The following is a 13,878-nucleotide window of genomic DNA, read 5'->3' on the forward strand; positions in this document are numbered from 1 at the left end:
GCCATGGGCGCCCGGCGCGCGGGAGGCCGCCTCAGCGCCGGCCGCGGCGGACCAGGCCGATGAGGCACAGGCACATGCACACCAGGCCGATCGCCGAGAGGATCCCGTAGTTCATCAGCCACTGGCCCGTCCCGTGGTCCCACAGCCCGTCCTCGCGGGTGGGGATGATGGTGTTCATCTCGGTGGTGGCGGCGGCCATGGCGTACCCCCAGCGGGCGGGCATGAACCAGCTCAGCTGCTCGAAGATCGCGCGGCCGTCGATGGGGATGATCCCGCCGGAGAGGACCAGCTGGGCCATGATGGTGACCACCAGGACCGGCATCACCTGCTCGGAGGAGGAGACGAAGGACGAGACCGCCAATCCGAGCAGCCCGGAGACGAAGGCCACGGCCCAGCAGCAGAAGGCCAGCTCCAGCCCGGGGCTTCCCAGCAGGATGGCGTCGGAGGGGGCCTTGTTGAGGGCCAGGGCGATCCCGACCATGACGGCGGTCTGAACGGTGACGATGAGGGCCAGGACGATTGCCTTGGCCAGCATGTAGGACCCGGATCTGAGCCCCACGGCCTTCTCCCGCAGGAACACGTCCCGCTCGCCGACGAGTTCGCGGATGGTGGCGGCCATGCCCGAGAAGGCGGCGCCCGTGATGAGGATGACGAGGAGCTCGATGGCCTGGGTGGAGTAGATGATGACGGGGTTGTCGGGGGTGGGATCGGGGTAGTCGGGGATCGCCAGGCCGTCGGAGCCGTCGATGGCCTTGGTCAGCAGGCCCATGATCACCGGCAGGATGAGCATGAAGGCCAGGTAGGAGGGATCGGCGGCGATGATCCGCAGGTGCCTGCGCACCAGGGTGGAGATCTGCCCGAGGGCCGACTGCTTGGGGGTGCGCCGCTGCTCGGGGGCGGGCGTGGACTGGGCGGGGCGGGCCCCTCCCCGCCTCGTGGAGGGCACGGTGGCCTCCAGGTGGGCCCGCAGCTCGGGGGTGTGGTTGCGGATGAGGGCGTAGACATCGGCGTAGCCGTCGACGGCCGGGGGGTCGGGCAGAGTGCCCCGGGGGGCATTGAGCAGCAGCTGGCCCCGTGCGGCGATCTCGCCCAGGCGGGCCCGGAAGTAGGGGAGCACCTCGCGCGGGGAGCCGTAGTAGACGGGCTTGCCCCCCGCGGCCAGGATGAGGACCTTGTCGGCGCGGTCGATGTGGTTCTCGTTGTGCGTCACCACCACGACGGTCCGGCCGGTGTCGCCGGGGCGGGTGCCGTGGGCCAGGGATGCCAGCAGGTCCATGACGTCGCGGTCCAGCTGGGGGTCCAGGCCCGAGGTCGGCTCGTCGAGGAACAGCAGGCTGGGCCGGGTGAGCAGCTCGATGGCCGTGGAGACGCGCTTGCGCTGGCCGCCGGAGAGCTTCTTGACCCGCTTGTCCACGTGGGCGGTCAGGTCGAGGTCCTCCAGGACCTCGGCGATCCGCTGCTTGCGCTCGGCCTTGGTCACGTCCTTGGCGAAGCGCAGCTCGGCGGCGTACTCCAGGGTCTGGCGCACCGTCAGGGCGGCGTGGACGACGTCGTTCTGGGGGACCACGCCGATCTTGTTGCGCATGACCGGGTAGTGCTCGTAGACATCCAAGCCGTCGAAGAGGACCTGGCCCTCCTGCGCCTTCTGCTCGCCGGTGAGGGCCTTGAGGAGGGTGGACTTCCCCGCGCCCGAGGGGCCCACGACGGCCAGCAGCTCGTTGCCCGGCAGGGAGAAGGAGATCCCGTCCAGGAGGGTGAGCTGGCCGCCGTTGACCCGGAAGGTCAGGTCCTTGCCCACCAGCTCCCCGCTGACGCCCCCGGAGACCTGGACCTCGCACAGGCCGTCGGGGCTGATCGACACGAAGGTCGATCCCAGGCCGACCACGACCGGCTGGGTGACTCGCACGCTGGGAACGCGCTGGCCGGCCACGTAGATGCCGTTGGTCGAGCCCAGATCGGTGACCACGATGCCCTGGGGTGTCAGGTCGACGCGGGCATGATGCTTGGAGACCAGGGGGTCGTCCAGGACCAGGGCATTGTCAGGCGCGCGCCCGATAGTGCCGGAGGAGGTGATGCGGAAGGACTGCAGGACCCTGCGGGTCTGGGAGGCGGCGGTCTCGCCCGAGGCCGGCGATGCCGGGGGAGCAGGGGCGATGAAGGTGGCCTCCGGGGCCGCCGCGGACAGGGCTCCGATGGGTGCGGGCCGGGGCATGGCGGCAACGGGGCTCGAGGGGGCCGAGCGCACCTGCTGGGTGGGCAGTGCGGGTCCCGGGACGGCCGCTGGACCCGGACGGGGGGCCGGGGGCGCAGACGGCGGGGCGCTGGCGATCGGTGTCAGGCCCAGGGCGGGTCCGGAGGCGTCGCCCAGCTGGATGCGAGTGCCCTGGCTGACGAGCGCCTCACGGGTGACCATGCCGTCGACCAGCATGCCGTTGCGGCCCTGGCAGGTGACCTGCCACCCGGCCGGGGTGGGGGTCAGGAGGAGGTGCGTGCGTGAGACCAGGGGGTGGACGATCTGCACCGCGCAGTCGGGGGAGCGCCCCACCGTGAAGGGGCCGGTGAAGGTCTGGGGCTCAGAGGAGGCCTGAGCGGAGAGTTGGCGCACGACAAGCGCGGTGGGAACCACTGCAGCAGTCCTTCCGGGGCGGGGGGCGGGGGCCAGTGGTCACCATACTGGTCCGCCGGATGACTCAGGGGCACGAGAGGCAGGGCGCCATGGCCCGCCCCATGGGGAGGGCGGCCCAGCCTCCCCCGCCCCGCTCCTCACCGCCGCCCGCCGTGCGGCTCCGGGGGCTGCCGCGCCGCCTCATCGGCTGCTGGATCCACGGCTGGGGCGGTGGCCGGGGATGACGTAGGCTGGGGACAGCGCCGCGGCGCACGCCTCCGTAGCTCAATGGATAGAGCATCGGCCTTCTAATCCGCAGGTTCCCGGTTCGAGTCCGGGCGGGGGCACCAGCATCCTCCGCCCCCCCTCATGCCAGGGGCGCTGGCCGGGGCGCCGGGGCCCGCCCGGGCGCCGCTGGGGCCCGGGCGGGCCCACCCGCCCGCCCGATGGCCGCCCGCACGCCGTCCGGCAGCCCGTCAGCGGTTGCCCCGTGAGGTAATCGCCTTGGCTCAATCTGCGAATTCGTGGGGAACTGCTCTTAGGGTTGGGTCATGCCCGTACCTGCTTCCCCTCGCCGCCGCGCTGAGGAGGACGTTCCCGTCTCCGCCCTGTCCCGTGCCCAGCTGCTCGATGTCCTCACCGATCTGCTCCACGACCTCGACCAGCTCGACCTGACGCTGCGCGCCGAGGGCGTGGAGGAGGACCGCGCCCTCCACGCCACCCTCATCGGCCAGGTGCGCGACCAGGTCATCCCCCGCCTGCAGGATGCCGACATCCCCTCGATCGTCGTCGTCGGAGGCTCCACCGGGGCGGGCAAGTCCACCCTGGTCAACTCGATCCTCGACCAGGAGGTCACCGAGGCCGGGGTCCTGCGCCCCACCACGCGCACCCCGGTCCTGGTGGTCAACCCCGAGGATGAGGAGTCCCTGGCCGACCACCCCCTCAAGGAGGCCTGCGTCCAGGTCTCCTCCCCTGCGATCCCGGCGGGCCTGGCGCTCATCGACGCCTCCGACCTGGACTCCGTGCACGAGGCCAACCGGGCCCTGGCCGGGCGGCTCCTGGACGCCGCCGACCTGTGGCTCTTCGTCACCACGGCCGCCCGCTACGGCGATCAGACGCCCTGGGCGACCCTGGAGGAGGCCGCTGGGCGCGAGACCCCCATCGCCGTGGTGCTCAACCGGGTTCCCGCCACCATCCTGTCGGAGGTGCGCCGGGATCTGGCTGCGCGCCTGCAGTCCCTGGGCCTGTCCGAGGCGCCCTTCTTCGTGGTCCCCGACGCCGGTCCCCACGAGGGCATGCTGCCCCGGGAGTCGGTGGCCGAGGTGCGCGACTGGCTCCAGCTCCTGGCCGGCAGGCACCGCGCCGCGGGCCTGGTGCGACGGGCCGGCAAGGGCGTGTGGACGGCGCTGCGGGCGGATCTGTCGCGCCTGTCCGAGGCCGCGGATGCCCAGAGGGCGGCGGCCCAGCAGCTGGAGGACCTGGATGCCTCCCTCAGGCAGGCGGCCGTCGACAGGCTGCGCATGGACCTGGAGCGCGGATCGGCGGGGGAGGGGGCGACGGCGACCCGCTGGCTGACCCTGGCCTCCGCGGGTGGGCCCTTGGCGGCCCTGGCCCAGGGCGGCCGACTGCGCCGGGGCTTCCTGGGGCGTGCCGAGAAGGCCCGCGCCCAGGCCCTGGAGGTGCTGTCCCAGGATGCGCGCGAGGCCCTGGCCGCCCATCTCCAGGCGGCCGTCGTCGGTCTGCTGCGCAGGGCGGAGCGGACCTGGCAGGAGGCCGGAGCCGGCCAGCGCGCCGAGCGGCTCCTGGGGCAGGGGGATCCGGCGGCGACCACGATCGAGGCCTGGTCGGGCTATCTGGCCGCCAACGTCAAGGCTGCTCCCAAGGGGCTGAGCCCCCGCAGCGCGGTGGATCTTCTCGTGGCCTGCGCCTGCGGGGTCGAGGGCGCCGTGAGCGCGGCGCGGCGCCTGGGCCTGGAGGCCCAGGTCGAGGAGGCGCGATCCTTGCTGATGGAGGCCGTGGAGGAGGCGCTGACCGCTACTGTTCCTCCTGGAGCGGCAGCCTCCCTGGCGCCCGCCTCCGGGTTCGCCGCGGCCCTGCGCCTGCGTGCCGGCGAGCTCAAGCCCTTCACCCGCCCTGGAGCCTCAGCATGACCCAGCCCGACAGCACCAGCCCCGTCCCGTCCCCCGCCCCCCGCATCCTGGATGCCGCCCATCTGGATGAGCGGCTCAATGGCATCCGCCGGGCACTGGAGGCCTGCCCCACCGAGGTCCCCGCCTCCCTGTCGATCCCCGCGCATGAGACCCTCGACGCCGTGGCCGAGCGCCTCGACCTGGGAGTGGACCACACCGTGGTGGCCCTCTTCGGGGGCACCGGCTCGGGCAAGTCCTCCCTCTTCAACGCCCTGACCGAGCTGGACTTCGCCGACGTCGGCGCCCGGCGCCCCACCACCTCCCGGGCGGCGGCCTGCACCTGGGGCGACGACGCCGGGGCCCTGCTGGACTTCCTGGGGGTCTCCACCGAGCGGCGCATCCGCCGGGACTCCCTCCTGGACGCCTCGGACCAGGACGGGCTCACCGGTCTGGTCCTGCTCGACGTGCCCGACTACGACTCGGTGACCATCGAGCACTCCCTGCAGGTCGACCGCCTGGTGCCGCTGGCCGACATCCTCGTGTGGGTGGTCGACCCCCAGAAGTACGCCGATGCGGCCCTCCACGAGGGCTACCTGCGGGGCCTGGGCGCGCGCGAGGAGGACATGCTCGTCCTGGTCAACCAGATCGACACCCTGCCCGAGAGCGGCCATGAGGCCCTCCTGGCCGACGTGCACGCCCTCCTGGTCCAGGACGGGCTCAGCACTGTCCAGGTCCTGCCGGTCTCGGCCGTGCGCGGGGACAACCTGGGGCGGGTGCGCACCCTGCTGCGCCAGCGGGTGGCCCGGGAGTCCAACGCCGCCCGCACCGCCTCGGCCGAGCTCGATGCCATCGCCCTGCGCCTGCGGCCCACGGCGGCCGAGCGCAGCGTCGACCTCGACCCGGCTGCCGCCCAGGAGACCACCACCGCCCTGCTGCGCGCCTCGGGCGCCCAGGCCGTGGAGGACTCGGTGCGCTCCAGCCTCGCGAGGGTCCTGCCCCGCTCCCTGGCGCGCCCCGAGCCGCCCGCGCGCAGCGCCGTCGTGGCGGCGCATGCGCAGTGGGTCAACCGCACCTGCGAGGGGCTGCCGCGCCCCTGGGCCTCCAGTCTGGACAAGACCGTCATGGATCCGGAGCGCCTGGCGGCCCAGACCGCCGAGGCGGTCGGCTCGGTGCCCCTTCCCCGCCACCGCGAGCCGCTCATCGACCTGCTGTGGTGGGGAGGGGTGGGCCTGGTCCTGGCGGGCCTGGGCTGGCTCGCCGCCGTCATGGCCGGTGTGGGCAACGGCCTGCTCATCCCCCCGGTGCTCATCGTCCTGGGGCTGGTGGCCGCCGTGGTGGCCATGCTCAGGCGCCGCGTGCGAGCCAACCGGGAGGCGGACCACTACGGCGAGCAGGTGCGGGGCCGCGTGGCCGCCGTGGTGGAGCGGGGTCTGTGCCTGCCGGCCTCCAAGGTCCTGGACAAGCACCGGCTCCTGCAGTCCGCGCTGAGCCGGTGAGTCCGCCGGGGCGCTGAGCGGCGCATGGCGCCGGGCGCCCCGGCACCGCCGGCGGGCCAGGCGGGTCAGGCGGTCCCAGGTGGACCCGGGCGCCTGATCCCCGGGATTCCACGGGCGGCCGGGCACCACAGGCGCCCGGAATGCGGCCCGCCTCCACAGGGCCGGCCCCCTGCCGTGCGCGCGAGGGCGGTGGGCGCGCACGGTGGGGCTCAGGGGCCGGCACGGTGCTGGCCCGCCCGATCAAGGAGCATCGCCATGACCCGTCAGCTCGACCTCACCGTTCAGGGGGTAGTCGGCACCCACCCCCTCCTGTCCCGCGTGGGCAGCAGGAACCGCCCCTACTGCCGCTTCCGGGTGGCCGTCACCCCCACCTACCGCACCGACCAGGGATGGCACAACGGCGAGACCATGTGGTTCACCGCCAAGGCCTGGGGGCAGCTGGCTGAGAACATCAGCCGCTCCATGCACAAGGGCGACCCCGTCCTGCTCTCCGGGCGCCTGGCCGAGGACACCTGGGACTCCGGGAGCGGGGAGCGCTCCAGCAATGTCATCGTCCTGCAATCCGCCGGCCACGACCTGACCCGGGGCGAGACCCGCTTCATGCGGATCAAGCCGGTGCCGGCCACGGCGGACAGCAGTGACGGCGAGGACCGCGGCGAGGGTGCCGACGGCGGCGACGGCGCGCAGGGCGCTGCCGGCACCGGGGGCACGGGCGGTGCTGCCAGTGCCGGAGCTGTCGCCGCCGGCCCGGCGGGCTCGGAGGGGGCCGGGGGAGCGGGAGTACCCGGAACCGCGGGCAGCGCCGGCTCAGCGGGGTCCCCCGCAGCGCCCGACTCCGCCCCCTCCGCCCTGACGCCCAGCTGGGAGCCCGATGCCCAGGGGGCCGGGCGGGACGGTGACGAGCAGTCCCCGGACCCCCGCGGCGAGGGGCTCGTGAGCCCCGTCCCGCTCGTCACCGTCCCCCAGCCGCCCCACCGGTCTGCCGACTACATGGTGGTCGGCGAGCTGCCCGACCCCGTCCTCTGACAGGCCGCCCGGGTGCAGCGCTCCCGGGGATCCGCACGGACGGAGGGCTCAGTGCTCGTGCAGGAGGTAGTCGAGGTCGGCCGGGTGGGGAGTGCGCAGGACCTCGATGAGGATCCTGGTGGTCTGCTCGGCTGCGGAGGCGCCGTCGGGCAGGAGCCTGCTCAGAGCCTCCTCCCCCTGCCACCCCAGGGCCTCCAGCGCCTGGCGCTGGCTGCGGCCCAGCAGGGCCCGGCCCCGGGCATCCCGGGCGGGAACCGCCACCTGGACGCCGTCGCCGCGCCCCACCAGCACCACGCCCGGGGGCTCGGGGGAGACCCCGCCCTGGGCCCGCTCGCCCCCGCGGCGCAGCAGCCGCAGTCCGCGGCGCCGCGGGAGGTCATCCGGGTCGGCCACCACCGCGGGCGCGGTCAGCAGCACCGTGGCGCCACTGGTGGCCCCCGGGGCGGGCCGGGGGCGGCAGGCCTCCTCCAGGAGGACCCCCAGGGAGGGGGTGAAGCGGGCCCATGAGCCCAGGTCCACGCGACAGGAGAAGGCATCGGCGCCACGGGGCTGGTGGGGCGCGGTCGGCGGCTGGCTCATGGCCTCACACTAGCCCCGCGCCAGGCGTCCCCCGGCTGCGCCCGACGGTCCCGGCGGTGGGCCGGGCCGAGCCGGGACGGGGCTTGCGGCGAGGATCACGGGAGGGCCGCAGCGCGCGGATCGGCGCACCCCACAGCCCGGCCGGGCGTGTCACAACCACGGAATCGCCGGCGCGCCGCATACCGTGAGCAGGAGCCCGGGCGCCGCGCCCGGGACTTCCCGGGACCAGCCCGGGAGCGCAGTCAGGGGAGCAGCCAGCCGATGATCCGCTTCGATCACGTCTCCAAGGTCTACAAGCGAGGGGCGCGTCCCGCCCTCGATGAGGTCGACATCACCGTCGAGCGCGACGAGTTCGTCTTCCTCGTGGGCGCCTCGGGGTCGGGGAAGTCCACCTTCCTGCGCCTGGCGCTGCGCGAGGAGCGCCCCACCTCCGGCAAGGTCCACGTCCTGGGCCGCGACCTGTCCCAGGTCTCCTCCTGGAAGGTCCCCCAGCTGCGCCGGGAGATGGGCTTCGTCTTCCAGGACTTCCGGCTGCTGGAGAGCAAGAGCGTCCTGGAGAACGTGGCCCTGGCCTCCCAGGTCATCGGCAAGCCCCGCCACTACATCCTGTCCGCCGTGCCCGAGGCCCTGGACCTGGTGGGCCTGGAGGGCAAGGAGAAGCGCCTGCCCCACGAGCTCTCCGGCGGCGAGCAGCAGCGCGTGGCCATCGCCCGCGCCATGGTCAACCGGCCCAAGCTCCTCATGGCCGATGAGCCCACCGGGAACCTCGACCCCTCCACCTCCGTGGGGATCATGCGGCTGCTGGACCGCATCAACCGCCAGGGCACCACCGTGGTCATGGCCACCCACGACGACGAGATCGTCGACCAGATGCGCAAGCGCGTCATCGAGCTCAAGGCCGGCAGGGTCGTGCGCGATCAGGACCGCGGCGTCTACGGCTCTGACCGCTGAAGGAGAAAGCACATGCGACTTCGTTTCATCCTCTCCGAGACCATCAAGGGCCTGACCCGCAACAGCGCCATGACGGTCTCGGTCATCCTGGTCGCCTTCGTCTCCCTGCTGTTCGTGGGCGCCTCGGGCCTGCTCCAGGCCCAGATCGCCGCGATGAAGGGCGAGTGGTACGACAAGGTCGAGGTCTCGGTCTACATGTGCCCGCAGGCCTCGGCCTATCCCACCTGCGCCGAGGGCGAGGCCAGCCAGGAGCAGATCGACGCCGTGGAGCGGACGGTCAACCAGTCCCTGGCCTCCTTCGTGGAGTCCTACCACATCGAGTCCAAGGCCGAGGCCTACAAGAACTTCAAGGCCTCCTTCGGCAACTCGGCGGTGGGCCGCAACGCCACCGAGGAGATGATGCCGGTGTCCTTCAGGATCAAGCTCGTCGATCCTGAGAACTACGAGGTGGTGGCCGAGCAGTTCGGCGGGCACGCCGGGGTGGAGCGCGTGGTCGACCAGAGATCGATTCTCGAGCCCCTCTTCCTGATGATGAACCGGGCCTCCTGGATCACCGGGGGGCTGGCGGCCATCATGGGGGTGGCCGCGGTCCTGCTCATCTCCACCACCATCCGCCTGTCGGCCATGTCCCGCTCCCGGGAGACCGGGATCATGCGCCTGGTGGGCGCCTCCAACCTCTTCATCCAGCTGCCCTTCATCCTCGAGGGCGTCGTCGCCGCCCTCATCGGCGCGCTGCTGGCAGTGGGGACACTGTGGGCCGGGGTGAACTACGTGGTCGAGACCTGGCTGGCAGGATCGATCAGCTTCACCAGCGCCTTCATCGACACCACCGCCGTGGCCTACCTGGCGCCCTGGCTCATCCTGGCGGCCATCGTCCTGGCGGCCCTGTCCTCCGCCTTCTCCCTGTCGAAGTACACAAAGGTCTGATCATCATGGTCCCCCCTCGTCCTGCCGCCCGCCCGCGCCGGCGCCTCGCCGTCGTCGTGCTCGCCGCCCTCAGCCTCGTGCTCATGCCCATGGGCCTGGCCGTGGCCGATGAGCGCTCCGACGCCGTGGAGGATCAGCAGGACGCCCAGCGCAGGCAGCAGGAGCTGGTCGCCTCCCTGGAGGGGGTCAGCGCCGAGCTCGGCCAGGCCTACATCGATCTGCAGAACGCCCAGAGCGCCCTGACCACCGCCGAGGCCGACCTGTCCACCGCGCAGACCACCCTGGCGGAGAAGGAGCGCGAGCAGGAGATCGCCTCCGAGCGGCTGGACACCGCCACGGAGAACCTCAGCACCATCCAGCAGGAGGCCGCCGCCTCCGAGAGCACGGCCACCACGAACTCCGAGTCGGTGGCCGAGATCGTCGTGGCCACCTACCAGGGCGATAACTCGGTGAGCTCGTGGACCTACGTGCTGGCCTCCCAGGATGTCGCCGAGCTCAATCAGCGGGCCTCCGCCATGGAGATCGGCTCGGGCGTCCAGGAGGCGGTCCTGGCCCAGGCCGAGGCCGAGCGGGCCAGGAACGCCAACCGTGAGGCCCGCCAGGATGCCGCCACTCAGCGGGTCTCCACGCTCAAGGACGAGGCCGACGCCGCAGAGAAGGCGGCCCAGCAGGCCAAGGACACCGCCCAGACCAAGCGCGACGAGGTCGCCCAGGCCGCCGCCACCGCCCAGTCGGCCACCACCACCCTGGAGGAGCGCAAGGCCGGCCTGGAGGCCCAGCAGGCCCAGGCCGCCGCCGACGAGGAGGCCGCAGCGGCCACCATCGCCAGGATCGATGAGGCCAACCGCGGCACCTCGGCCCCGGCGCCCGCCACCGCCTCCGATCTGGGCGGGGGCTCCATCGGCCACCCCATCGCCGGGCCGCTGAGCGTCGCCTCGCCCTTCGGCTACCGCATCCACCCCATCACCGGGGAGAGCCGGCTGCATGCGGGGGTGGACCTGGTGGCCTCCACCGGAACCCCCCAGTACGCCGGTGTCGATGGGACCGTCACCACCTTCTCCAACTCCTCGTGCGGCAACGGGGTCTTCGTCAACGGCGGCATCATCGACGGCCAGTCCGTCATCCTGGCCTACTGCCACCTCTCGCAGCACTCGGTGCCCGACGGCGCCACCGTCTCGCGCGGCGACACCATCGGCCTGACCGGCATGACCGGGGGCGCCACCGGCCCCCACGTCCACTTCGAGGTCATCGTCAACGGCTCGGAGATCGACCCCATGTCCCTGCCAGGCTTCTGATCGGGGCCGTCAGGCTTCGGGGGCCGCGGAAGGCGGCGTAGACTCCTGTGCTCGGCGCGCAGCCGCGCCCGGGCGCCCGCGCCCGATGACGAGAGCCTGGGGAAGGAGACGACGATGAGCCCCACCGCCGCGAGGTCCAAGCGGCCCGCCAAGCCCACGCCAGGGCAGAGGGCAAAGGCCGCCTCCGATGCGCGCAAGACGATCGCCCGCAACAGGAAGGCCACCCACGACTACACCATCGAGGACCGCTACGAGGCGGGCATGGTGCTCACCGGCACCGAGGTCAAGGCCCTGCGCATGGGCCGGGCCTCCCTGACCGAGGCCTGGGTCGAGCTCGACCGCCACGGGGAGGCCTGGCTCCAGGGCGCCCACATCCCCGAGTACCTCCAGGGGACCTGGAACAACCACTCCCCCCGGCGCAAGCGCAAGCTCCTGCTGCACCGCGGCGAGCTCGAGCGCCTGGCCATGCGCGTTCAGGCCAAGGGCTACACCGTGGTGCCCCTGGAGCTCTACTTCATCCGGGGCCGGGTCAAGATCGAGATCGCCCTGGCCCGGGGCAAGCAGGACTGGGACAAGCGCCAGGCCCTGCGCGAGGCCCAGGACAAGCGGGAGGCGGCCCGCGCCATCGCCGCGGCCAACCGCAGGCGGGGCTGAGCCGGCACCGGTGGCGCCGGCGGCCTCGGCAGTACCAGCAGTACCGCCAGTACTGGCGGTGGGCCCGGGACCCTGCTAGGATCTTCCACTGCTGCGCCATGGTGATGAACGGGCGCGGCGGCAGTGAGAACTGCATAGGGGATGATCGGTTTCGACGACGGTCGTGGGTTCAGGGGAAGCGGGTCGAGGATGCACAGTCATCTCGTCAACGCTCTGTGCGAACCAATAGGTGCCGATAACACTCGCACCGACTTCGCCCTCGCCGCCTGAGCGAGCCTCGAAGTCCGTCAGCCCGGGGAGCGCTCCCGCCCCGGTTCCTGGCGTCATCCAGGGAGCCACTGCTGAGGAGCCGTGTCGGTAGGCTCCTCGGGACTCCTCATCGACTGAGCCCGTCGGCGCCCTTGCTCGCGTGAGGCGCCGGGGCTGAGAAAATCACCAGCGAGCTGCACCCGGAGAAGTCCTGTTGCACGCCCGTCGGACGGGGGTTCGATTCCCCCCATCTCCACCACAGGCCCCCTGGCGCATCGCGCCCGGGGGCCTGCTCGTGCTCGCTCGCCGGTGCGGCGCCCATCCCGCGCCTCCGGCGCGGATCCGGGGCTACACTTCCCGCCGTGGGCGGCAGCGCATTGCCGCCTCCCCGTCCCGTCCGACCGCACCCGGTCGCGGCCTGTCAGGCGAAGGAGCCAGGGCATGCACTCCCTCCACCCACTCGACATCGCTGTCATCATCGCCTACTTCCTGGCGATGATCGGGATCGGCCTGTGGTCGATGCGCCGCACCAAGAGCCGCGAGGACTACCTGGTCGCGGGCCGCCGCCTTGGGTTCCCGGTGTTCTTCGGCTGCATCGCGGCACTGGCCGTGGGCGGGGCTGTCACCGTGGGCGGCACGGGCAAGGGCTACGAGGACGGCGTGGCCGGGATCCTGGTGGGAGGCTCCCTGGGCATGGGGCTCATCGCCCTGGGCATGCTCATCTCCTCCAAGCTCAACCGGCTGCGGGCCCTGAGCATCAACGAGGTGGTCGAGCGCAACTACGGCCCGGCGGCGCGGGTCTTCGGAGCGGTGCTGACGATCGTCTACACCATCGCCCTGACCGTGGTGCAGGTCGTGTCCATGGGGGCGATCGCCGCCGGCCTGTTCAAGATCCCCGAGACCGCGGCCATGGCGATCTCCGGCCTCGTCGTCGTCTTCTACACCTTCCTGGGCGGCATGTGGTCGGTGACCATGACCGACATCGTCCAGTTCGTCATCAAGACGCTCGGCGTGGTGATCCTGGTGCCGATCTTCGTCCTGGCCAGCCCGAGGATCGGCGGACTGTCCGGGTTCCTGGACAAGGTGCCCGAGACCCACTGGGACCTGGGGGCCTACGGATGGACCGGCACGCTGTACTGGATCCTCCTCTACGTCCCGGGCCTGGTCATCGGCCAGGACATCTGGCAGCGCGTCTTCACCGCCCGCAACGAGCGCATCGCGCGCACCGGGACCATCCTGGCCGGCGTCTACTCGATCCTCTACGCCCTGTGCGCCGTGCTGCTGGGCATGGCCGTCCTGGCCGCGGGCATCGAGGTCGACAACCCCGCCCTGGCCTTCGAGGCCGGGGTCAGCGCCTTCCTGCCCGCGGGCGTGGCGGGACTGCTCCTGGCCGCCGCCCTGGCCGCCTGCATGTCGGTGGCCTCCGGGACGATCCTGGCCTGCTCCACCGTGGTCTACAACGACCTGTACCTGCGCTTCGTGCGCGGTCAGAAGTCCTCGGAGTCGGCATCCCACACCGGAGAGGCCAAGGCCGATGGGCAGGTGGCCACCAGCCGCGACGTGTGGATCAATCGTGCCATCGCGCTGTCCATCGGCCTGCTGACGGTGCTGCTGGCCGTCGTCATCTCCGACATCTTCAAGGCCCTGGACCTGGCCTACGGCTTCCTGTCGGGCTGCGTGTTCATCCCGGTCTTCTTCTCCTTCGTGCTGCGTCGCATCTCCCCGCGCGCGGGCCTGGTCTCCCTCGCCCTCAGCGCCCTGACCGTCGCCGGGACGATGGTCTACGGCGAGACCGGCGGGGGAGCGGACTTCGCCATCGGCGGCAACTGGCCGATCACCTTCGGCATCATCGTGGGCCTGGTGTCCTACCTGAGCGTGACCGCGCTGGACCACAACCGCATCGTGCCCAACATCGAGATCGACGATGAGGCGCCCGCCCCAGCCTGAGCCGGGGCAGGACCGATCCA

Annotated in this window: 10 protein-coding genes, 1 tRNA gene and 1 other RNA gene; 10 read left to right on the forward strand and 2 right to left on the reverse strand. The window is 72.3% G+C overall.

Translation table 11 applies throughout. The features are described 5' to 3' along the window. Positions 1-31: 31 nt before the first annotated feature. On the reverse strand, positions 32-2,626 hold the full coding sequence (locus J5X07_RS06740) for an ATP-binding cassette domain-containing protein (RefSeq protein ID WP_244925006.1): 2,595 nt from the start codon (positions 2,624-2,626) through the stop codon (positions 32-34). A 253-nt stretch (positions 2,627-2,879) separates the two neighbouring features. Here J5X07_RS06740 and J5X07_RS06745 point away from each other — a divergent pair. The 4 genes from J5X07_RS06745 (at position 2,880) to J5X07_RS06760 (ending at position 7,256) form a co-directional block, all read left to right on the forward strand. After that, positions 2,880-2,955 (forward strand) — tRNA-Arg (locus J5X07_RS06745). A 201-nt stretch (positions 2,956-3,156) separates the two neighbouring features. After that, positions 3,157-4,755 (forward strand): GTPase domain-containing protein, encoded by a 1,599-nt coding sequence (locus J5X07_RS06750; protein ID WP_208479093.1) that lies wholly within the window; start codon positions 3,157-3,159, stop codon positions 4,753-4,755. Beyond that, complete coding sequence (locus J5X07_RS06755) at positions 4,752-6,230, forward strand: GTPase (protein ID WP_208479095.1); 1,479 nt, start codon at positions 4,752-4,754, stop codon at positions 6,228-6,230. Before J5X07_RS06750 ends, J5X07_RS06755 begins: the two co-directional genes overlap by 4 nt. A 255-nt stretch (positions 6,231-6,485) precedes the next feature. Next, positions 6,486-7,256, forward strand: a complete 771-nt coding sequence (locus tag J5X07_RS06760; RefSeq protein WP_208479097.1) for a single-stranded DNA-binding protein — start codon at positions 6,486-6,488, stop codon at positions 7,254-7,256. 48 nt (positions 7,257-7,304) lie between these two features. Here J5X07_RS06760 and J5X07_RS06765 read toward each other — a convergent pair whose 3' ends face one another. Further along, the gene (locus J5X07_RS06765) at positions 7,305-7,835 is read right to left on the reverse strand and encodes a hypothetical protein (protein WP_124933479.1); all 531 of its coding nucleotides are present in this window, start codon (positions 7,833-7,835) and stop codon (positions 7,305-7,307) included. Between the two features lie 261 nt (positions 7,836-8,096). Between J5X07_RS06765 and ftsE the strand changes: the two genes are divergently transcribed. From ftsE to J5X07_RS06795, 6 genes are all read left to right on the forward strand, one after another. After that, entirely contained in the window at positions 8,097-8,786 is a 690-nt protein-coding gene (gene ftsE, locus J5X07_RS06770) for a cell division ATP-binding protein FtsE (protein WP_124933478.1), read from the forward strand. Positions 8,787-8,798: 12 nt separating this feature from the next. After that, a complete protein-coding gene (gene ftsX, locus J5X07_RS06775; RefSeq protein ID WP_124933477.1) occupies positions 8,799-9,713 on the forward strand; it encodes a permease-like cell division protein FtsX in 915 nt (304 codons plus the stop codon). Positions 9,714-9,718: 5 nt separating this feature from the next. Beyond that, positions 9,719-11,008: a M23 family metallopeptidase gene (locus J5X07_RS06780; protein WP_124933476.1), complete on the forward strand. Its 1,290-nt coding sequence runs from the start codon at positions 9,719-9,721 to the stop codon at positions 11,006-11,008. Positions 11,009-11,122: 114 nt separating this feature from the next. Beyond that, positions 11,123-11,662 carry an SsrA-binding protein SmpB gene (gene smpB / locus J5X07_RS06785; RefSeq protein ID WP_124933475.1) on the forward strand — a complete coding sequence of 180 codons (540 nt, stop codon included), beginning with the start codon at positions 11,123-11,125 and terminating at the stop codon, positions 11,660-11,662. A 137-nt stretch (positions 11,663-11,799) separates the two neighbouring features. Beyond that, positions 11,800-12,170, forward strand: a transfer-messenger RNA (tmRNA) gene (ssrA, locus tag J5X07_RS06790). A gap of 182 nt (positions 12,171-12,352) precedes the next feature. After that, positions 12,353-13,858: a sodium:solute symporter family transporter gene (locus tag J5X07_RS06795; RefSeq protein WP_208479099.1), complete on the forward strand. Its 1,506-nt coding sequence runs from the start codon at positions 12,353-12,355 to the stop codon at positions 13,856-13,858. Positions 13,859-13,878: the final 20 nt, after the last annotated feature.

The sequence above is a fragment of the Actinomyces bowdenii genome (assembly GCF_017592395.1).
Lineage (GTDB): Bacteria > Actinomycetota > Actinomycetes > Actinomycetales > Actinomycetaceae > Actinomyces > Actinomyces bowdenii.